17 protein-coding genes are annotated in these 19,694 nt (G+C 68.3%); 14 read left to right on the top strand and 3 right to left on the bottom strand.

Going from position 1 to position 19,694, the window contains the following annotated elements:
- Positions 1–417: 417 nt before the first annotated feature.
- Positions 418–1,281 (bottom strand): phytanoyl-CoA dioxygenase family protein, encoded by an 864-nt coding sequence (locus ACIRSU_RS09065; RefSeq protein ID WP_403790069.1) that lies wholly within the window; start codon positions 1,279–1,281, stop codon positions 418–420.
- Positions 1,282–2,298: 1,017 nt separating this feature from the next.
- On the opposite strand from ACIRSU_RS09065, the gene ACIRSU_RS09060 reads away from it, so the two are divergent.
- From ACIRSU_RS09060 to ACIRSU_RS09030, 7 genes are all read left to right on the top strand, one after another.
- Positions 2,299–3,504 carry a PucR family transcriptional regulator gene (locus ACIRSU_RS09060; RefSeq protein ID WP_403790068.1) on the top strand — a complete coding sequence of 402 codons (1,206 nt, stop codon included), beginning with the start codon at positions 2,299–2,301 and terminating at the stop codon, positions 3,502–3,504.
- A 232-nt stretch (positions 3,505–3,736) separates the two neighbouring features.
- Positions 3,737–5,296: a flavin-containing monooxygenase gene (locus ACIRSU_RS09055; protein ID WP_403790067.1), complete on the top strand. Its 1,560-nt coding sequence runs from the start codon at positions 3,737–3,739 to the stop codon at positions 5,294–5,296.
- A complete protein-coding gene (locus ACIRSU_RS09050; protein WP_403790066.1) occupies positions 5,293–6,366 on the top strand; it encodes an alpha/beta hydrolase in 1,074 nt (357 codons plus the stop codon). Before ACIRSU_RS09055 ends, ACIRSU_RS09050 begins: the two co-directional genes overlap by 4 nt.
- 66 nt (positions 6,367–6,432) lie before the next feature.
- Complete coding sequence (locus ACIRSU_RS09045; protein WP_403790065.1) at positions 6,433–7,623, top strand: NAD(P)/FAD-dependent oxidoreductase; 1,191 nt, start codon at positions 6,433–6,435, stop codon at positions 7,621–7,623.
- An 86-nt stretch (positions 7,624–7,709) separates the two neighbouring features.
- Positions 7,710–9,230, top strand: a complete 1,521-nt coding sequence (locus tag ACIRSU_RS09040; RefSeq protein WP_403790064.1) for an APC family permease — start codon at positions 7,710–7,712, stop codon at positions 9,228–9,230.
- An 11-nt stretch (positions 9,231–9,241) separates the two neighbouring features.
- Positions 9,242–10,732, top strand: coding sequence for an aminobutyraldehyde dehydrogenase (locus ACIRSU_RS09035; RefSeq protein ID WP_403790063.1), 1,491 nt, complete (start codon positions 9,242–9,244; stop codon positions 10,730–10,732).
- A 61-nt stretch (positions 10,733–10,793) separates the two neighbouring features.
- On the top strand, positions 10,794–11,897 hold the full coding sequence (locus tag ACIRSU_RS09030) for a Zn-dependent alcohol dehydrogenase (RefSeq protein ID WP_403790062.1): 1,104 nt from the start codon (positions 10,794–10,796) through the stop codon (positions 11,895–11,897).
- 236 nt (positions 11,898–12,133) lie between these two features.
- On the opposite strand, the gene ACIRSU_RS09025 is transcribed toward ACIRSU_RS09030, so the two are convergent.
- Complete coding sequence (locus ACIRSU_RS09025; RefSeq protein ID WP_403790061.1) at positions 12,134–12,283, bottom strand: hypothetical protein; 150 nt, start codon at positions 12,281–12,283, stop codon at positions 12,134–12,136.
- Between the two features lie 48 nt (positions 12,284–12,331).
- Between ACIRSU_RS09025 and ACIRSU_RS09020 the strand changes: the two genes are divergently transcribed.
- The 7 genes from ACIRSU_RS09020 (at position 12,332) to ACIRSU_RS08990 (ending at position 19,210) form a co-directional block, all read left to right on the top strand.
- Complete coding sequence (locus ACIRSU_RS09020; RefSeq protein ID WP_403790060.1) at positions 12,332–13,873, top strand: class I adenylate-forming enzyme family protein; 1,542 nt, start codon at positions 12,332–12,334, stop codon at positions 13,871–13,873.
- Between the two features lie 72 nt (positions 13,874–13,945).
- Positions 13,946–14,833, top strand: coding sequence for an amidohydrolase family protein (locus ACIRSU_RS09015; protein WP_403790059.1), 888 nt, complete (start codon positions 13,946–13,948; stop codon positions 14,831–14,833).
- Entirely contained in the window at positions 14,830–15,588 is a 759-nt protein-coding gene (locus ACIRSU_RS09010) for an enoyl-CoA hydratase/isomerase family protein (protein ID WP_403790058.1), read from the top strand. The genes ACIRSU_RS09015 and ACIRSU_RS09010 overlap by 4 nt, the downstream gene beginning before the upstream one ends.
- 33 nt (positions 15,589–15,621) lie before the next feature.
- On the top strand, positions 15,622–16,422 hold the full coding sequence (locus tag ACIRSU_RS09005) for an SDR family NAD(P)-dependent oxidoreductase (protein WP_403790057.1): 801 nt from the start codon (positions 15,622–15,624) through the stop codon (positions 16,420–16,422).
- A gap of 30 nt (positions 16,423–16,452) precedes the next feature.
- Positions 16,453–16,815: a cupin domain-containing protein gene (locus tag ACIRSU_RS09000; protein WP_403790056.1), complete on the top strand. Its 363-nt coding sequence runs from the start codon at positions 16,453–16,455 to the stop codon at positions 16,813–16,815.
- 146 nt (positions 16,816–16,961) lie between these two features.
- Positions 16,962–18,179, top strand: coding sequence for an acyl-CoA dehydrogenase family protein (locus ACIRSU_RS08995; protein WP_403790055.1), 1,218 nt, complete (start codon positions 16,962–16,964; stop codon positions 18,177–18,179).
- Positions 18,176–19,210, top strand: a complete 1,035-nt coding sequence (locus ACIRSU_RS08990; RefSeq protein ID WP_403790054.1) for a phosphotransferase family protein — start codon at positions 18,176–18,178, stop codon at positions 19,208–19,210. Before ACIRSU_RS08995 ends, ACIRSU_RS08990 begins: the two co-directional genes overlap by 4 nt.
- Before the next feature lie 107 nt (positions 19,211–19,317).
- Here ACIRSU_RS08990 and ACIRSU_RS08985 read toward each other — a convergent pair whose 3' ends face one another.
- Positions 19,318–19,491 carry a hypothetical protein gene (locus tag ACIRSU_RS08985; protein WP_403790053.1) on the bottom strand — a complete coding sequence of 58 codons (174 nt, stop codon included), beginning with the start codon at positions 19,489–19,491 and terminating at the stop codon, positions 19,318–19,320.
- Between the last annotated feature and the right edge of the window lie 203 nt (positions 19,492–19,694).

The following is a 19,694-nucleotide window of genomic DNA, read 5'->3' as shown; positions in this document are numbered from 1 at the left end:
TGTTTGATGGCCTTGACTGCACGAATTGCTCCTCATTATGCGATGCTCGCGATTCACCGGAGGGCCTGGCCGAGGAGGTTGCGCGGCGTGCGGCCTGGCCGTCGGTTCGGGTTCTCGGGGGTGGCTCGGAAACACGAGGCAGCGGTCCGTGGGGCACCCCCGGTGCCTTTGCGGACAGCACCGAGCCAGGACAAGAAATCCCGCGGTCACGTCGATGGCGGTGCACAACACACCATGACCCTGCGGAGGTCGGCTGTCCCTGCCCGCGCCGGCAGGCGGGGACAGGGACAGCCGGGTCGCTCCGACGCGACACGACAGGTTGCACTCCGCAGGACCTCTGCTGCCAGAGATGCCCGTTGTCAGGCGGGTGCGTCGGGGTGTCGCCGTCGTCGTTTCAGCGTCTCGCTAGAGCGGGCATCACAGCCCGAGGTGGTCCGCGAGCTCGCCGTAGTCGACCCCCCACAGTCCCGGGGAGCCCTTCGGGTACTGCGAGCGGAATCCGATGAGGCTCTGGACCCGCGGCGAGAGCGTCTTGGCCAGGTCCAAGTCGATGAGGAAGGGGTAGGCCTCCTCGCCGACCAGGTAGCCGGGATTGAAGTTGACGCTCAGCGCCCGCCGGTAGTTGTCGGACGTGACGTTGGCTCCACCACCGTGCACGGTCTTGCCGCTGAAGAAGAGCGCATCGCCCGCACGCAGGAGAGCCGGGACGGTCTGCTCGGGGGCCCCGCGATCCTCGGCGAAGTTCTCCCAGTGGTTGCTTCCCGGGATGACTCGGGTGGCCCCGTTCTCCTCGGTGAAGTCGGTGAGGGCGGTGAAGAAGTTGATGGTCACTTCGGGGCCGGCCGGCCCCATGCCGATGAACGGGAAGTAGTTCTCCAGGTCCCGGTGGAGGTACTGGGCCGCATTTCCGGGCCCGATCTCGATGACCTGCGCCGTGGTCATCCAGTAGGTTCCCGACTCCTCCAGGTAGACGGCGTCGGCGAGGGCGTGCACCAGGTCGATCTCGATGATCTCGTTCCGGAACGTCTCGCTGAGCGTGACCAGGTTCGTGAGCCGCTTGGTGTTCTTGCCGTGGAACTCGGCGACGAACTCGTCGTCGTGCTTCGAGCCGGCGGACAGTTCTCGCATCGACGGATCGATCTCGCGGTTGAACCGCTCGACCTGGTCCGGGCTGAGGAGCCCTTCGATGATGACGCCACCGTCCTCGCGGAAGACGGCCAGGATCTCCTCGACCGGTGCGGAGGCCGGGATCCGGCGCAGGGAAATCTTTGAGATGGTCATGCCATACCTTTTCGTACTCGGGGCGCGGGACGACTGTCCTCGGCAGGGACTCCTGGGCCTCTCTCGTAGGCGCGGCCTCAGTCGAATGCAGGCCCTCGGCTGGCTGAAACCGGTGTTTGTACGTCCGTCGCCTGTGACCTGGGTCTCCAGGGTGCGCCTGGCGCGCCGCGCCGTACCACATCAGTTCACCTCCAGTTCGCACAGATGGTGGTGCACACTGCACACTCCGCACTGCACACGGGAGGGTCGAGCGCATCCTCGCCCCGGCGGCATGGCCGAAACGCGGCGACATCTCTGAGGAGTCCGCGCCGCCGGAAGCCGGGCCAGACGCGCGCCGCCGAGCTGTCGGACAGCAGGCTCGCAGCGAGCAGAATCGGGGACGACTGCCCATTGGCGCCGACGGCGCCGATGTCCTTGCCGCCCACCACGGCCGCTGTTGCGGATCTTCTGGGCAAGGAGCAGTAGTACGCCCAGCGCTGCGACGTAGTCGACGGCGACGGTGAACCCGTCGTATCCGAAAAGGGCGATGCCTCCGGGGAGTGCCAACAGATTGATGACAGTGATCTGCTCGCCCGCCATGGCGATCCCGTTGAAGACTGGTGAGAGCGACCGGTCTGCGGTGTAGAGCCTTTCCGGGTTGTCTTCCTGCGTGGCGAGGGTGCGATGTGCCGGGCGAGTGAACGCAGGTGAGGGGGCGGGCACGGACCGCCAGCCAGAGACTTGCGACAGTGGGCACCTCAAAAGCGGCTGCCTGTCGCACGCCTTGCAGTGGTCAGGAGGATCACGGATCCCCCTACGGCCTGTCAAACGACCGTGATGCTCCGCGACCTCGGCCCGGATGACCTTGCGTGCCTCATCGGTGACGACGCAGGAGCCTACTCATCGGTATCCGACGTCGAGCGCGGATACGAGCGCTGCCGAGGCTGGTTCGTCCCCGCCCGGCGGTTCACCACACACGGCCGCCGAGAGTACGCTGTGCGCGCTATGGAAGAGTTGTGGCCAGCGCCATCCGCACGGGTGTCCGAGCTGATCCGAGCAATCGCTGAGCAGATGCTGCCCCTGTCAGAGGACGTTCTGGACAGGCTGTGGGCCGCTTCGCTGGGTGGTACGAGCGAGCGGGCAATCGTGGAAGATCCCGTGCTGGCGGAAGCGGACCGGCGCCTCAACAAGGCGAACATGACGCACTGGCTCGTGTCGAACCTGCACGCTCCGGGCCGGCGAGTGGAGCCGTCCAGGGACCCGGAGATGTACATCTACGCCCGGGACCTGGTGCTGCGCGGCATGGACATCAACGACCTCGGGTCGTGGAGGGCGGCGCAGCGGGTCGGCTGGCAGTGGTGGATCGACGCCTGCTTCGCCGCCACCACGGATCACGACGAGTTGCGCGAACTGGTCGAGGTGTCCGGCAATTCGATGACGGCGTTCGTGGACGACTCGATCGCCGCAGTGGCGGCGTACACGGACGACGTACGGTCGGAGCTGGGACGCGGTGCCCACACCCAGCGCTTCGCCACCACGCAGCTCCTGCTGGAAGGCGCACCCATCAGCCGCGTACGAGCGGAGGAGCAGCTCGGCTACGCCTTGACGGGGCATCACGTCGCGGCCATCGTGTGGGCCGATTCCGAAGAGCATGCCCCCCACCTGGAGGAAGTGGCCGAGCACGTCATGCGGGCATGCGGTGCCACGCGTCGTCTGACGCTGGTGGTCAGCACCTCCTCCCAGTGGTTGTGGATGCCGGTCAGGACCGTTCCGCCGGTAGCGGAGATCCAGAAGGTCCTCGCCAAGACGCCGGGCATCCGGGTGGCGTTCGGGCGGCCGGCCCGGGACGTCGAGGGCTTCCGCACCAGCCATCTGGACGCCGTCGCGGCGCAGCGACTCCTCGCGCGGCTGCGGTCTCCGCACGCCGTCGTGCGCTACGAGGATGCCTACCTCGTCGATCTGCTCAGCGCCGATCTCGCCAAGGCGGAGCAGTTCGTCGCCACCACTCTGGGTGAGCTCGCGACAGCCGACCCGGTCATCCAGCGCACGGTCCGCATGTACGTGAGTGAACGGTTCAACATCTCGAGCACCGCGGAACGGATGTTCGCGCACCGGAACACGGTCGACCGCCGGCTGGCCCGGGCACGGGCCATGCTGCCGCGACCTCTCGATCAGGACCCGACCGGGGTCGACGCAGCCCTGATGCTCCTGGAGCTCCGGCAGGACCAGCAGCCGAGCGACTGACCAGGGCTCTGTCCCCTCCTCGTAGGCCCCGCCCGCACCGGCCGGCGGGGCCGTTGCGTTGATCGGCGTCAGCGGACTCAAAGTTCGCCCCCCGTTCGACGCTCAGACACCGGAAGTGTGCAGGGTGCACCACCTTCCACCGGAACTCGCGCGTTCTGTGTGTATAGCGCCACACCAAACCTAGGCACCATGAAGCCCAGCCGCTGAACCACAGATGCAAGGGAGTGGTGGCATGGATGCCTCTACCGTTTCGGCAGAGTGTTTTGACGTCGTCGTCATCGGGGCGGGTATTTCCGGAATCGGAGCCGCCTGCTACCTGACGAACGAGTTCCCCAGCAAGAAGATCGCGGTGCTCGAGGGGCGCGACAACATCGGAGGCACCTGGGACCTCTTCCGGTACCCCGGGATCCGGTCGGACTCCGATCTGCACACGTATGGATACGAATTCAAGCCCTGGCGCCACGAATCCGCCATTGCCGACGGCCACCTGATTCGTGACTACCTGCGGGAGACCGTCGAGGAGTACGGCCTGGAAAGGCTCATCCGGCTCCGGCACGAGGTCGTGTCGGCGGACTGGTCGAGCGACGAGGCTCTGTGGACCTTGACGGTGCGGACCACTGACGGCAGCGGAGCGGTCACCGAGCTGGCCATGAAGGCGCGTTGGGTGTACGGCGCCACCGGCTACTACCGCTACGACGAGGGGTACACGCCCCACTTCGAGGGCCGCGACGAGTTCACCGGTGACATTCTTCATCCGCAGCACTGGCCGGAGAACTACGACTACTCCGGCAAGAAGGTGGTCGTCATCGGCAGTGGCGCCACGGCGGTCACCCTCCTGCCGGCCATGACGGTGGGTCCTGGCGCGGCGGCCCACGTCACGATGCTCCAGCGGACGCCGAGTTACATCATGGAGATGCCGCGTGTCGACGCGCTGTCGCTGCAGCTGACGAAACTCTTCGGCCCCGAGCGCGGATACGCGCTGACGAGGCGCAAGAACATCTGGCGCGACCAGACCTTCGTCAAGTTCGTGCAGACGTTTCCGCGAGCCGGACGCGCCCTGATCCGTCACTACACCAAGAAGGCTCTCCCGGCCGACTTCGACGTCGACACCCACTTCAATCCGCCGTACGAGCCGTGGGACCAGCGCCTGTGCGCCACCCCGGACGGCGATTTCTTCAAGGCCATCAGCGACGGGAGGGCATCCGTCGTCACGGACCGGGTCGCGCGCTTCACGAAGAACGGCATCCTGCTGACCTCGGGACGCGAGCTGAAGGCCGATGTCATCGTGACGGCGACCGGTCTCAACATGCGGTTCTTCGGAGGAGTCCGGCAGAGCGTGGACGGGAAGCCGGTCGTCCTCGCGGACACGGTGACCTACCGCGGGATGCTGCTCTCCGGTGTTCCCAACTGGGTCGTGGCGCTCGGATACACCAAGTCGTCGTCGTGGACCCTGAAGGTGGGGCTCACGAGCCGCTACATCTGCGACCTGATCAAGCACATGGACGCCCACGGTCACGAGATCGCCGTCCCGGTGCCCGACGCGGGCATGCCCACGCGGCCGCTGCTCGATCTCACCGCCGGCTACGTCACGAGGTCGATGGACACGCTTCCGCGCCAGGGCACCGGGCTGCCCTGGCGGATGCTGACCTCGTACCGTCAGGACGCCAAGCTCCTCAAGGGTGCCCTGTTCGACAGGCACCTGCGCTTCAGCGCCAGGAACTCGGCGCCGGTGCGGTCCGAGGGCGGGAAGCCGCAGACCACCACTTCCCACCGGCGGGGAGCGACACGATGACCTCGTCCCGGGCCAAGCTCACCCTGGCGGAGCGGATCCAGCGGGCGATGGGTGTCCTCGCCTGTCGCCTTCCCCAGCCCGTCCTTCGCCGATTGGCGGACGTGCCTGTCAACACCGACGGCGAGGAGATGGCGCCCGAGATCGCCCTCCTGATGCGGATGACCGAGGCGGGCGACGACTACAGCGACCTCGCTCCGGCGGGCGCCCGCGAAGTGGTCGAAGCGGAGTCGCGGATATTCGCCGACCGGATGCCGTCCTTCGCGATCCAGGAAGAACTCCGGCTGCCCGGCGGCCTGCAGGCCACCCGCTACCGGGCGGGCTCCTCGTCGCGCGGACTCGTCCTGTTCTTCCACGGGGGCGGGTTCGTCCTCGGCAGCCGGGCCTCCTACGACTCTCCGGTGAAGCTCCTGGCTCTCAAGGCAGGTGTCGACGTGCTCTCCGTCGAGTACCGGCTCGCTCCGGAGCATCCCTTCCCCGCCCCGCACGAGGACGCGTTGACCGCGTGGGGCTACGCCGTCGAGCACGCCGCGCAGTGGGGTCTCGATCCGCACCGCATCGTCGTCGCCGGCGAGAGCTCCGGGGGCAACGTAGCGGCCGTACTGTGCCAGCAGCTGCGGGGCCGTGAGGTCCAGCCGTTCCTGCAGGTCCTGATCTACCCGGTCGTGGACCTGTCGACCGAGCGGCCCTCGCACCACGAGTTCGCCGGTTCCCCGGCTCTCTCGGCCAAGCAGATCAAGTGGTTCAGCGGTCACTACCTGCCGGCGGGAACCGACGTGAAGGATCCGCGGGTCTCCCCGTTGCTCGGGAACCTGGACGGCTTGCCTCCTGCCGTGGTGTCTGTCGCCGGATTCGATCCGCTCCGGGACGAGGCGCTCGAATACGCCGCCGAGCTCCTGGAGAACGGGGTACCGACACGGGTTCTCCGCGAAGGCGGCCTCGTGCACGGATTCATCTCGTTCACGGCCCTCAGCCGGACCAGCCGGGCAGCCACCGAACGTATCGCCGAGGAGATCGCCCGGGCGATGTCCCCGGACGGAGTGGCCCGGGCGTCGGGCGCGTACCGCTTCTGAGTACACGGCAAGGAACACAACATTGATTCACCGTCATGCATGCACGGCAGTTCGCGAGGGCGCGTAATGCCGATATCCCAGAAAGTCGTCATCGTCGGTGCGGGGGTCCTGGGCCTGAGCACCGCATGGCACCTCGTGGAACTCGCGCCGTCGCTACTCGATATCACGGTGCTGGACATGGCCCACCCGGGCGAGGGCACCTCGGGTCTCTCCGTCGGAATGGTGGAGACGCAGTTCTCGACCGCCGACGCCATCGAGGTCAGGGCGTACGGCCGCCGGTTCTTCGATGCCTTCAGCGAGGAGACAGGGCTTTCCTTCACACGCTCGGGATATCTCCGACTGGCGCGGACCGAAGGGGACATGGCCCGCTTCCATGCGTCGCGCGCGCTCCAGCAGGAGTTCGGAATCGTCGACGCCGAGATCCTGGACCGGGACCAGATCGCCTCCTCATGGCCGGACCTGATAACGGGCGACGACCTTGTCGGAGGTCTCATCGGCCGCTCCGACGGATACATCGACGCATACGAGTTCTGCGCGAGGATGACCGCACGGCTACGCGCCGCAGGCGTGCGCGTGCTCTCGTCGTCGCCTCTTGTAGCAGCCGACCAGGCCGACTCGGGTGCGTGGACCCTGGCGACGGCCACCCATCGACTGGACGCGGACTGGGTCGTGAACGCGGCAGGGCCGTGGGCACCGGACATCGCCGCTCTCCTCGACGCCCCGGTAGCTGTGTCGAACCAGCTGTACGGCGTCGTCGTGGCGAACTTGAAGGAATGGCCCATCCGTTCGCTGCCCTTCGTCATGGACTACATCCCGGGATCGGGCGTGCCGGGGGTGTACTTCCGCCAGGAGGGCGCCACCCAGCTCATAGCCGGTCTCCACAGCGAGGACGGAAACCTCAGGGAAGCGACGCCCAGTCTGCGCCCCAAGCCGCTCGACGAGGACGACACGATGCTGGTCGTCGAACTCCTCTCACAGCGTGTGAAGGGCGCCGAAGAAGCGACCGTCGGCAGAACCTGGTCCGGCGTCTGCGCGATGACCCGCGACGGACTGCCCGTGGTCGGTCGCCATCCGACGTGCGAGAACGTCATCAACGCTGTCGGCGCGGGCGCCTCCGGGATCCAACTGGCCCCGGCCATAGGACGACAGGCAGCGCAGGCGCTGCTCGGGCTTGAGTCGAGCCTGCCGACCGAACACGAGTGGAACGTAAAGGCGGCCCGGATGCGACAGGACGCCGGTCTCCCTGGTCACGCCTGACCGATCGGCACGCCGCTCCCCGGCGCCGAGAGCGACCGTCAGTCGCACGGCCGAACCGGCCGACGCACCTTCCAAGGAGTCCCCTGATGGCTTCGTCCAAGGCATCGCCCCGGATGCCTGAACAGACCCAAAATACGGCGCAGTTCACCCGCTCCATGAGCGTCATGGAGACGCTGTCCCTGGGCTTCACCTACCTGTCACCCTTGGGCGGCCTGGCCGCCCTGATGCCGCTGGGACTGACCACGGCCGGGCCGCCGTCGATCTGGTGGCTGGTCATCGTCGCCGCCGGCCAGATGCTCGTGGCCCTGGTGTTCGGTGAGGTCGTCTCCCAGTACCCGATCGCCGGGGGTGTCTACCCGTGGGCGCGGCGACTGTGGGGGCCGCGCTACGCCTGGCTTGCCGCCTGGATCTACCTGTGCGCCCTGATCGTCACCATCACGTCGGTGTCGTATTTCGCCGTCCCCTTCGTCGGAAGTCTCTTGGGCTTCACGCCGACCACCGTCCAGAGCTTCCTGATCGCCGTCGGTCTGCTGCTGCTGGCGATGCTGCTCAACCTCAGCGGCACCCGGACCCTCGGCACGGTCGTCCGTATCGGCTTCTACGCGGAGATCGTGGGCGTGATCTTCTGTGGCCTCTACCTGCTGTTCTTCAAGCGCCACAATTCGTTCGGCGTCTTCTTCGACGCGATGGGCGCCGGCGGCGGTGCGCCGTACTACCAGACCTTCTTGCTCGCCGCGCTCACCGGTCTGTTCCTCTTCTACGGGTTCGAAGCCTGCGGGGACGTCGCGGAAGAGGTGAAGAACCCGGGCCGCGCCATTCCGAAGGCGATGATCCTGACCGTCGTGACCGGGCTGTTCTCAGCGGGTCTGGCGTTCATCGGTTTCATCCTGGCGGCCCCGAACCTGCCGGACATCGTGGGCGGCAAGGTCACCGACCCCGTCTCGGCGATCCTGGAGGCCACGGTCGGACCGGTCGGCACCAAGATCTTCCTGGTGGTGGCGCTGACCGCGTTCATCTCATGCGTGCTGTCCCTGGAGGCCGCACTCAGCCGGCTGATCTTCGCCTTCGCCCGGGACGACATGCTGCCCGGCAGCAAGAAGCTGTCGACGCTGTCCGCACAGGGCTCCCCGCGTGTCGCCATGCTGGTCGGCTGCGCGGCTCCGACGCTGATCTGCGTCTGGGTGCTCGTGCAGCCCGACAGCCTGCCGCGCGTCACCTCCTTCGCGGTCTGCGGCATCTATGTGTGTTTCCACATGGTCGTGCTCGCCGCACTGCGGATGAGGCTCAAGGGCTGGCAGCCCGGCGGCAGTTGGAGCCTGGGCCGCGCCGGGTTCACCATCAACGTCGCCGCCCTGCTGTACGGCGTCTCCGCGATGCTCATCCTGATCCAGCCCGGTGACGCCTCGCTGGCCTTCGTCGACCGCTGGAGCGTCCTGATCGGCCTCGGCGTGGTCCTGGTCAGCGGTGCGCTCTACATGGTCCTGGCGCGCCCCTGGCGAGGCTCGACCGCCCCCTCCGGCGACGCACTCGAAGCCGCCGAACGAGCCCGGGCCGCCCGGGGCTCCGTACAGCCCGCCCGTACCGAACCTGCATCCGTCGACAGCTAGGAGCCGACATCGTGATCACCAAGGACACTCTGACCGAGGCCGCGGACCGCATCGCACGGGTGCCGAGGGCCCACTTCATCGACGGCTCGTTCACCACCGCCGTGCCCGACGCCGGAACCACCGCGCTGATCAATCCGGCCAACGAGGCCTCGCTGGGCACGGTCCCCAAGGGCACTCCCGCGGACGTGGACGCGGCGGTGACCGCGGCCCGACGGGCGCTGCCCGACTGGGCCGGCCGCACGCCGGCGGCCCGTGCGGCGCTGCTCAACCAGCTTGCCGACGCGGTCGACGCCCACCTCGACCTGCTCGCGGCGATCGAGTCGATCAACGGGGGCAAGCCGCTGGCCGCGGTGGTCGAGGAGATCCCGGTCGTCTCGGACAGCCTGCGTTTCATGGCGGGCGCGGCCCGCACGGCGCAGGCCCCGGCGGCCGGACAGTACGTCGAGGGGCAGCTCTCGTACATCCGGCGGGAACCCGTCGGCGTCGTCGGTGCCATCACTCCCTGGAACTTCCCGCTGATGATGGCCGCCTGGAAGATCGCGCCCGTGCTCGCGGCCGGCAACACGATGGTGCTGAAGCCGTCCCAGCTGACGCCCCTGACCACCCTCGTCCTGATGGAGCTGGCCGCCGACATCCTCCCGGCCGGCGTGCTCAACGTCGTCCTGGGCAGCGGGTCGGTGGTCGGTGAGGCCATGAGCCACCACCCCGGCATCGACATGATGGCGCTCACCGGCAGCGTCGGCTCCGGCCGCAGCGTCGCGGAAGGCGCGGCCGCCACGGTCAAGCGCGTCCACCTGGAGCTGGGTGGCAAGGCCCCGGTCGTCGTCTACGACGACGCCGACCTCGATGCCGCGGTGGAGGGCCTGATCGCGGCGGGCTACACCAACGCCGGTCAGGACTGCGGTGCGGCCACGCGCGTCATCTGCCACGAGAGCGTCCACGACGAGCTCGTCGAGCGGCTCGTCCGCGCGGCGGAGGCCCTGACGATGGGCGACCCCGCCGAAGGGGAGCACGTCGTGCTCGGGCCGGTGATCAGTGCCGCGCAGCGTGACCGCATCGCCGGCATGGTCGACCGGGCCCGGCGTGACGGGGCCACGGTCGTCACCGGTGGCCAGATCCCGGACCGCGCCGGGTTCTTCTACCCGCCGACCGTCATCACCAACGTCGCCGCCGGCTCCGAGATGGCCCGGGAAGAGGTGTTCGGCCCGGTCATCTCCGTGGAGTCGTTCGCCACCGAGTCCGAGGCGATCGCCAAGGCCAATGACGTCGTGTACGGGCTCGCCGCGTCCGTGTGGACCGCCGACCACGGCCGGGCGCTCCGCGCCGTCGAGCAGCTGAACTTCGGCAGCGTCTGGACGAACTCCCACCTCACGGTGGCCACCGAGATGCCCTGGGTCGGCTTCGGCCACTCCGGATACGGCCGGGACAACGCCACCTACGCCCTCGACGACTACACCCGCACCAAGCACGTGATGTTGGCCATGGGCGCCGCCCGCGACTGACCCGGTCCCGGCCGCCCACCGCCCGGCCACCCCCTCACCTGTTCTCACGAAAGGACGTGCCATGAAGGTCACCGCCGCAGTGTTCGAATCCGTCGGGAAGCCGATGACGGTCGAGGAACTCGACCTCGAGGACCCGAAGGAGGGCGAGGTACTCGTCAAGCTGGCCGCCAGCGGTCTCTGTCACAGCGACTACCACGTGGTCAAGGGCGAGTGGTCGTCCGAGGGCCCGGTGGTGCTCGGCCACGAAGGGGCCGGGGTCGTCGAGAAGGTGGGCCCGGGTGTGACAACCGTGGCTGTCGGTGACCACGTCGTGCTGTCGTGGGTGCCGTACTGCGGTGTCTGCGCGTACTGCAACTCCGGTCGGCCGGCGCTGTGTCCGAAGGTCGAGGAGACCGCCTACCAGAACGTCATGTTCGACGGCACGTCGCGCCTGTCCCGCAACGGCCGGCCCGTGCCCAGCTACCTCGCCACGGGGGCGTTCGCCGACCGCGCCGTCGTCCGGGAGACCAGCGCCATCCCGGTCCGCAAGGACGCGCCGCTGGAGAAGGCGGCGCTGGTCGGCTGCGCCGTGGCCACCGGTGTCGGCGCCGTCATCAACACCGCGGACGTCAAGCCGGGCGACACGGTGCTCGTCATCGGCTGCGGCGGCGTCGGCCTGTCGGTCATCATGGGCGCCCGCCTGGTCTCGGCCGGCCAGATCATCGCCGTGGACGTGAACGACGGGTCGCTGGAGCGCGCCCGGGCGCTGGGTGCCACAGCAGTGATCAACTCGCGGCAGACGGACCTCGCCGAAGCGGTCCGCGAACTCGTCGGTGAGGGCGGCGTCGACTGGGCCTTCGAGGCGATCGGTCTGAAGCCCACCATCGAGCTCGCCTACGAACTCATCCGGCCGGGCGGCACCGCCGTGGTGGTGGGGCAGGCGGCCGAGGGCGTGACGATCGAGATCGACCCCATGGTCATGTCGGACCGCGAGAAGTCGCTGATCGGCAGCAACTACGGAAGCAGCCACCCCGCACTGGACTTCCCTCGACTGGTGGACCTGTACATGCAGGGCCAGCTCGACCTGGACCGGCTCGTCGGGCGCACCGTGTCGATCCACGAGATCAACGAGTCCTTCGCCGCGATGGGGAAGGGCGACGGCGGCCGGACCGTCATCACCTACTGACGCACCGGACGAGGCGCGTGGCCGTGCGTGAACCCCCCGACGCGCACGGCCGGCACGCCGAACCAGAGGTCCGCCACGACTTCCTGACGAGGCTGGCAGCCGTCGGCGTCACGAGCCGTTGCTCCGCGCAGGTCCGCGAGTACGACGTCGCGGAGGGTGCTCTTCGCTGTGGAGTAGGGGGACTCGCCACGATGACGTATCGCGATGTGGATGCCCAGGGCCGGCCGATCGCGCCATCACTCCAAGGCGTCACGATCGTGGCGGATCACGTCGTGCACACCTGGGCCGAACCGCGCGCCGAGCTCTTCGAGGACCTGCCCGAGTCTCTCGACGTCCGTGCAGTCGGCGGCGTTCTCCACCCGCATCGCATCGAGGGAGCTGTGCATGCGGCATTCGATCTCGCAGTTGAGCTATAGCGGCAAGTGAGGCAGGTCATGGCACACGCAACACGCAGGACGATCCACGCCGCCCTGGACCACGCGGTGGCGACGTGGCCGGACGCGTCGGCACTGGTCTTCGAAGGGAGCACCTTCTCCTTCGCGGACCTCAAGCAAGCCGCCCTCGACCGGCTGGGCGCACTGCAGGAGCAAGGGCTCTCGGCAGGCGAACCGGTGCTCGTGATGCTGGACAACTCCGAGCAGTCGGTGATCACCTGGCTCGCGCTCGCCCTGGGGGGCTTCCTGGAAGTCCCCGTGAACACGGCCTACGTCGGCGAGACACTCGCGCACGTCGTGCGCGACGCGGGTGCGAGTACGGCGATCACCGAATCCCGCTACACGGACCGCCTGGTGGCCGTCGGCAACGAGGCGCTGACGTCGATCCTGGTGGTCAACGGGCATGACACCGAAGCCGGTGCCGTGGTTCGTCCGCTGTCGGCGGGCACCGCCCCCGGCGAAACGGTTCGCCGGGACGAGCTCTCCGAGACCGCCGTCATGTACACGTCAGGGACGACAGGGCCGTCGAAGGGCGCGGTCATCGCCGAGCGCCACGCCCATGCGTACGCGACGGCCGTCGCCGACATGCTCGACCTCGCACCCGGAGACGTCTACTACGCGCCGCTGCCGCTCTTCCACATCGCCGGCCGGTGGGCGGTCGTCTACGCCGCCTTGCAGCGCGGAGCGTGCACCGTCCTCGTCAGACGCTTCAGCATCAACTCCTTCTGGAACGACGTCCAGGCGCACGGTGTCACGGCGACGTTCCTCCTCGGGGCGATGGCTCAGTTCGTACTCAACCAGCCAGCGCGGCCCGACGACGCGCAGAACACCCTCGACCGGGTCCTGATGGTGCCGCTGATCGAGGGCGTGGACGAGTTCCGCTCGCGCTTCGACGTCCGCGTCACCACCTGTTTCGGGTCGACCGAGGCCAACGTCCCTCTCGTCTCCTCCTGGGATGCGAGTGTGAGGACCGGAGTCGGCACGCCGCGCCCCGGCTACCGCATCCGGCTCGTCGACGATCAGGGGCGCGACGTCCGGCAGGGCACCCCTGGCGAACTGCTCGTCGGTGCCGACGAGGACGGCATGGTCCTGCTTCGCTACCACGGCAATGCCGCTGCGACGCAGGCCGCTCTCCGGGACGGCTGGCTCCATACCGGCGACGTCCTCGAAGAGGACTCCCAAGGCAACCTCCATTTCGTCGACCGCATCAAGGACGCTCTTCGCAAGCGCGGCGAGAACGTCTCGTCCTTCGAAGTCGAACGGGAGATCCGTTCCCATCCTGCCGTCCTGGAGTGCGCAGTCGTCGGAGTCGACTCCGAGTACTCCGAGCAGGAGATCGCCGCATTCGTCCAAGCCGCTCCCGGACACCGGGTCACAGCGGACGAGATCAGGTCGCATGTCGCCGAACGGGCACCGAAGTTCCTCGTGCCGGATCAGGTGCACTTCGTGACCGAGTTCCCGGTCACGCCGACCGGAAAGATCCAGAAGTTCGAGCTGCGTAAGCGGATCGGCCCCGGGGGGCCGCATCGGGATCGCCGGTGAGGCGCACGACGTAGATCCGAGGGAAATCCTCACCACCTATTTCGACACGGCCAAAAGATCAGGAGCTCAGACATGAACGCACGCTACATCGACTTTCGCATCCGGCCCGCGGACGAGGCGACGAGCGTCGACCTCGAGGGCACCGACAGCGAGGGTTACACCCGGGTCTACGGAAACGAGTTCACGGGCGGTCGGTCCCTGACCCACCTGATCGCCGAAATGGAGACGAACGACGTCATCGGCGTCATGCAGGCGGAGTGGGAAGAGGGCGACCCCGTCGCCGTCAACGAACGGGTCCACCGAGCCGTCACCGCGCACCCCGACCGCCTGGTGGCCGGCATCGCGACCACCGATCCGCGGCTTCCCAACGCGCTCGAGATCCTCAAGCACGCTCACGACGATCTCGGTCTCCGCGGCTGGAACTTCCAGCCGGGCTTCCTCAAGGTCGCCGCGAACGATCCGATCGCGGCGCCGCTGCTGAAGTACTGCCAGGAGAACGGGCACCCCGTCACGGTGCACAGCGGCATCAACTTCAGTGACACCGGGCCCATCTCCTTCGGTCACCCCTCGGCCCTGTGCGAGATCGCGTGCGCCTACCCCGGGCTCGTGATCGTCGCCAGCCACGGCGGCTGGCCGTGGGTCACGGAGACGCTGGCGGTGCTCTGGAAGCACCGCAATGTCTACGCAGACTTCGGAGCGGTGGCCCCCAAGCGGATGGTCGGACCGAAGGGTGGCTGGGAGCCCGTCGCTCACTGGATGAACACCATGGTCTCCGACCAGGTCCTCCTGGCCAGCGACTGGCCCATGATGCGCCACGAACGGCTCATCCCGGAGCTGGACTACCTCCAGCTGAGCGAGGAGTCGTACGACAAGTACACGCGCGGAAACGCCGCCCGCCTCATCGACTCGGTCTGGGGGACCCGTCTCGTCGATCAGCTCAAGACAGGAGCCACCTCATGACGGCACGCGACCTGATAGCGGAGAGCGACGAGGGCGTGCTGACCCTCACGTTGAACCGCCCGGAACGGCTCAACGCCCTCAGCGACGACATGCTCGACGGGCTCGCCGAGCAGCTCCGGACGGTCGAGCAGGACACGGTCGCCGTCATCATCCGCGGTGCCGGACGTGCCTTCTGCAGCGGGCACGACCTCAAGCAGGCCGCCGCTCAGGGGCCCCTTGACACCATCGGCGCCCGAGCCGTGGCCCAGCGAATGCAGCGCGTGGCACACGCGATGCGTGAGTGCAGGGTGCCGATCATCACGCAGGTGCACGGCTACGCGATCGGCGGAGGGGCGGAGATCGCGCTCAGCGGGGACATCGTGATCGTCGCCGAGGAGTGTGTCTTCCAGTTCACCGAGGCCTCGGTCGGGCGCGTAGTCACCAACGGTTTCACCAACCTGTTGCCCAGGACGGTCGGTCCGGTACGTGCCAAGTCCCTCCTGCTGATGGGACGGCCCCTCAGCGGAGCGGAGGCCGCGTCGTGGGGGCTGGTGACGGAGGCGGTTCCCGAAGCCGGTCTGGAGATCGCCGTGAACGGTGCGATCCAGGTGCTCGGCGAACAGTCCGCCTGGGCGGTCGGCGCGGCCAAGAACCTGGTCAACCACGGCTTGCAGGCGAGCTTCGAGACCACGATCGATCTGGAGATCGGCGCCGCGATCGAAGCCGAGCTGGGTGCCGACGCCGAATCCGGCGCGCGGTCCTTCGCCCGCACCTGACCACAACTCCCCCAAAGAGAAAGAGCAAGATCAATGCCAGTCAGCAACGCCCTGGAGCCCGACCGGATCGGGCCCGGAATATTCGACCTCACCGATCGGCGCATCCTTGTGACGGGAGCGTCCAAGGGCCTCGGACAACAACTGGCCGTCGGATTCGCCTCGTTCGGCGCCACGATCGCGTGCGTCGCCCGGAGCGAGGACGGACTGAAGAAGACGAAGGCTCTCGTCGAAGCCGCCGGCGGCAAGGCCTTTGTCTATCCCACGGATCTGTCCGACCCCGAGTCCATCACCGCGACCGTCGCTTCGGTCGCGGAGGACCTCGGCGGGATCGACGTCCTCGTCAACAACGCTGCCGACGACCATGACTCCCCGATCGAGGACACGCCTCGCGAGACCTGGCAGCGAGTCATCGACCTGAACAACCGGTCTGCGTTCCTGCTCTGCCAGGCGGCGGCGCCGTACCTCCAGAACTCCGGCGGCTACGGCAAGGTGATCAACATCGCCTCGATCCTCGGCAACGTCGCCATCCGCGACAACACCGCGTACATCATGTCCAAGCACGCCATCGTCGGCCTGACGAAGGCCCTCGCCCTGGAGTGGGCGCGCAAGGGCGTCCAGGTGAACGCCCTGTGCCCCGGCTTCCTGGTCACGGACATGACCGCCGGCGCCTACAACGACGAGGCGTCGAGCCGCTGGATCGTCCAGCGGACGCCGATGGGGCGCTGGGGACAGACCACCGACTTCGTGGGTGCGGCCGTGTTCCTCGCGTCCCGGGCCTCCGACTTCATGACCGGCCAGTCGGTGTACGTCGACGGCGGCTGGACCGCCCAGTAATCAACCGGATCGCACAGCAAGGAGAACGAGATGAGCGAAGAACTGAAGCCCCAGCTCGCGCCGCTGGTCGAGAAGTACGTCATCGAGAACGGTCCCATGACCGTCGAGATGCGCACGCAGAACACGGGTCTGTCCCAGCTCGGTGGCGGGATCGCCCGCTTCGACAAGGGTGGGGCGACCGACCCCTGGAAGCTGCCGTACGAGGAGGTCATGTACATCATCACCGGAACCCTCAGGCTCACGTTCGGTGATGAGGTGCTCGAAGCCCGTGCCGGCGACGTCGTGACCATCCCGAGGGGCGTCGAGGTCATTTACGAGGGTGAGGCCGGGACGTCCGGGTTCTACGCGCTCACGCCCGCCGACTGGTACCGCGAGCACCCGAACGGTCTCTGATCAGCTCATCAGGGAGCTGATCCGGTCAGCCGCCAAGGCCATCAGTCGCCAGGGGCGGCACGGCGCACGTGTTCGGCCGTGCCACCCCGGGGGGCCTTCCGGCATCCGTTACGTGACACAACACCTGTAAGCCCACTGAGGTGATCATGACTGTCGATTTTTCGCCCGACCCCGGCGTCGCGGACCTCGCTCAGCGCACCGCACGCTTCATTCGCGAGACCGTGCTGCCCCTGGAGAAGCAACACAAGGGCGTCGTCCACACCGAGGCCATACGGCTGGAACTGCAACGCGCGGCGAAGGAGGCCGGGGTCTTCGCTCCCCACGTCACCGCCGAACTCGGCGGTCACGGACTGGACATGCGCGGCAGAGCGTCGGTGTTCGAAGAAGCGGGCTACTCGCTTCTCGGCCCGCTGGCACTGAACATCGCCGCCCCCGACGAGGGGAATATGCACCTGCTGGAGGCCGTCGCGACCCCCGAGCAGCGCGAGCGGTATCTGCGGCCGCTCGCCGCCGGGGACATCCGCTCGTGCTTCGCGATGACCGAGCCGGCCCCCGGCGCCGGATCCGACCCGAACGCGCTGACGACGCGCGCCGAACGCGTCCCCGGCGGCTGGCGCATCGACGGCCGCAAGTGGTTCATCACCGGTGCCGACGGCGCAGGTTTCGCGATCGTCATGGCGCGGACCTCCGGCGCACCGGGCGACCGCGGCGGCGCGACCATGTTCCTCGTCGACTCCGACAACCCGGGGATGAAGACCGTCCGGCACATCGAGACCCTCGATGAGAGCCTCTTCGGCGGTCACATCGAGCTGCTCTTCGACGACTGCTTCGTGTCCGAGGATGCCGTCCTGGGAGCGGTGGACGAGGGCTTCCGGTATGCCCAGGTCCGGCTGGGCCCGGCCCGGATGACGCACTGCATGCGCTGGCTGGGGATCGCCCGCCACGCGCAGGACATCGCCGTGGCCCGTGCCGCGGAGCGGGAGCTCTTCGGTTCGCGGCTGGCCGATCTCGGCATGGTCCAGCAGATGATCGCCGACAACGAGATCGACATCGCCGCCACACGCGGTCTGATTCTGCAGGCGTGCTGGGAACTCGACCAGGGCGGCTCGGCCGCGCAGTCGACCTCGATCGCCAAGACGTTCAGTGCCGAGGCCATATGGCGTGTGGTCGACCGATCGCTGCAGATCTGCGGTTCCCTCGGGGTGTCCGGGGACGCGCTGCTCGGACGCTTCCTGCGGGAGGTGCGGCCGTTCCGCATCTACGACGGCCCCTCCGAGACGCACCGCTGGGCCATCGCCCGCCGGGTCGTACGTCGGTACGAGACCGGGGCAAGCAGCCAGGGCGGGAAGGGTGACGCGGCATGAGCGCCGCAGCCCGGAGCACCGTGGACGGCCTCGACCTGGCCGCCCTGAACTCCTTCTTCCACGACCACGTACCCGGCTTTCGCGGCGCGCTCTCGGCTTCGTTGATCCAGGGAGGTCGCTCCAACCTCACCTACCAGCTCACGGACGGGCATGCCATCTGGGTCCTGCGCCGCCCGCCCCTGGGCGGCCTCACTCCCTCCGCTCACGACATGGGGCGCGAGTTCCGGGTCATCTCCGCGCTCGCCGGGAGCGGCGTTCCGGTGCCCCGAGCGGTCGCCTGCGGCGACGCGTCCGTCATGGGGGTGCCGTTCTCGCTGGTCGAGTACGTGGGGGGAAGGGTCATCCGCACCCCCGAGCAGCTTCACACGCTGACGGACCAGCAGATCACCGCTTGTGCCCACGCCCTGGTCGACGTCCTCGCCGGCCTGCACGCCGTCGACCCCGGCGCCGTGGGGCTCACGGGGTTCGGCCGTCCCGAGGGCTATCTCTCCCGGCAGATCGAGCGCTGGTACGACCAGTGGACCCGGGTCCGAACCCGCGACCTCCCCGACATCGACACCTTGCACGCACGGCTCACCACCGCCTGCCCACCCGAGGCCGGGGCGTCGATCGTGCACGGCGACTTCCGCATCGACAACGCCATCCTGGCCCCGCACGACCCGTCGGAGGTGCGGGCGCTGGTGGACTGGGAGATGGCGACACTCGGGGATCCTCTCGCCGACCTCGGTCTGCACCTGGTGTACACCGATCCGGCCTTCGCCCCGGTGCTGGGCGGCGCGGCTGCGTCGACCAGCGAGCGGCTGCCCACGAGGCGCGAGCTCGCGGCCCGCTACGCGGAGGCGAGCGGACGCGACCTGGCCCGCCTGGACTTCTACCTGGGACTCGGGTACTTCAAGATCGCGGTCATCGCGGAGGGCATTCACGCCCGTCACCTCCAGGGCCTGACCCGAGGCGACGGCTTCGACGCCGTCGGTGAGGCACCGGGCCCCCTGGCCGCCGCCGGGCTGCGCGCACTCGCGCACGGCGCGTGAGCGGGACCGTGATGTCCGCTCGGGCAGTGAGGTGATCCGGCGGGGAGCGCATCGAGGCCGGAGCCGTTTCGCAGCGGCTCAGACCGGTCGACGGGGCAGGCCGGGGATCAGGTCGGCGGGCACTGCCCTGGTGGTGTAGCCGTCGGTGTGCAGCAGAGCCCGCAGCCGACGGCGCGTGCGCCGAGCACGTTCGGCTCCGCGTCGTCGACGAAGAGCACCCGGTGGGCCGGTAGGCCGAACCGGTCCAGGGAGAGCCGGCAGACGTCCACGCGTGCCGTCATCGCCACGGGCGCTCCTCCGTCACTTACTAAGCGCTTGCTTCTGCCTGTCGGGAGCGGGCGGGCGGGCAAACCGGTACCACGGCGTACGCGTCCACGGTTAGTGGCCCTATGTGAGCAGGGCCGCCACGAGGAGGCCGAGGCGGTGGCCCCGGGAAACCTGGAGCGAATGGCCGACGGCTGGACGTCCGCCGTGCACACCACGC

The organism is Streptomyces sp. NPDC101160, from assembly GCF_044768205.1.
Lineage (GTDB): Bacteria > Actinomycetota > Actinomycetes > Streptomycetales > Streptomycetaceae > Streptomyces.
The sequence above is the reverse complement of the archived record's forward strand: the minus strand, read 5'-3'. Positions and strand labels throughout refer to the sequence as shown.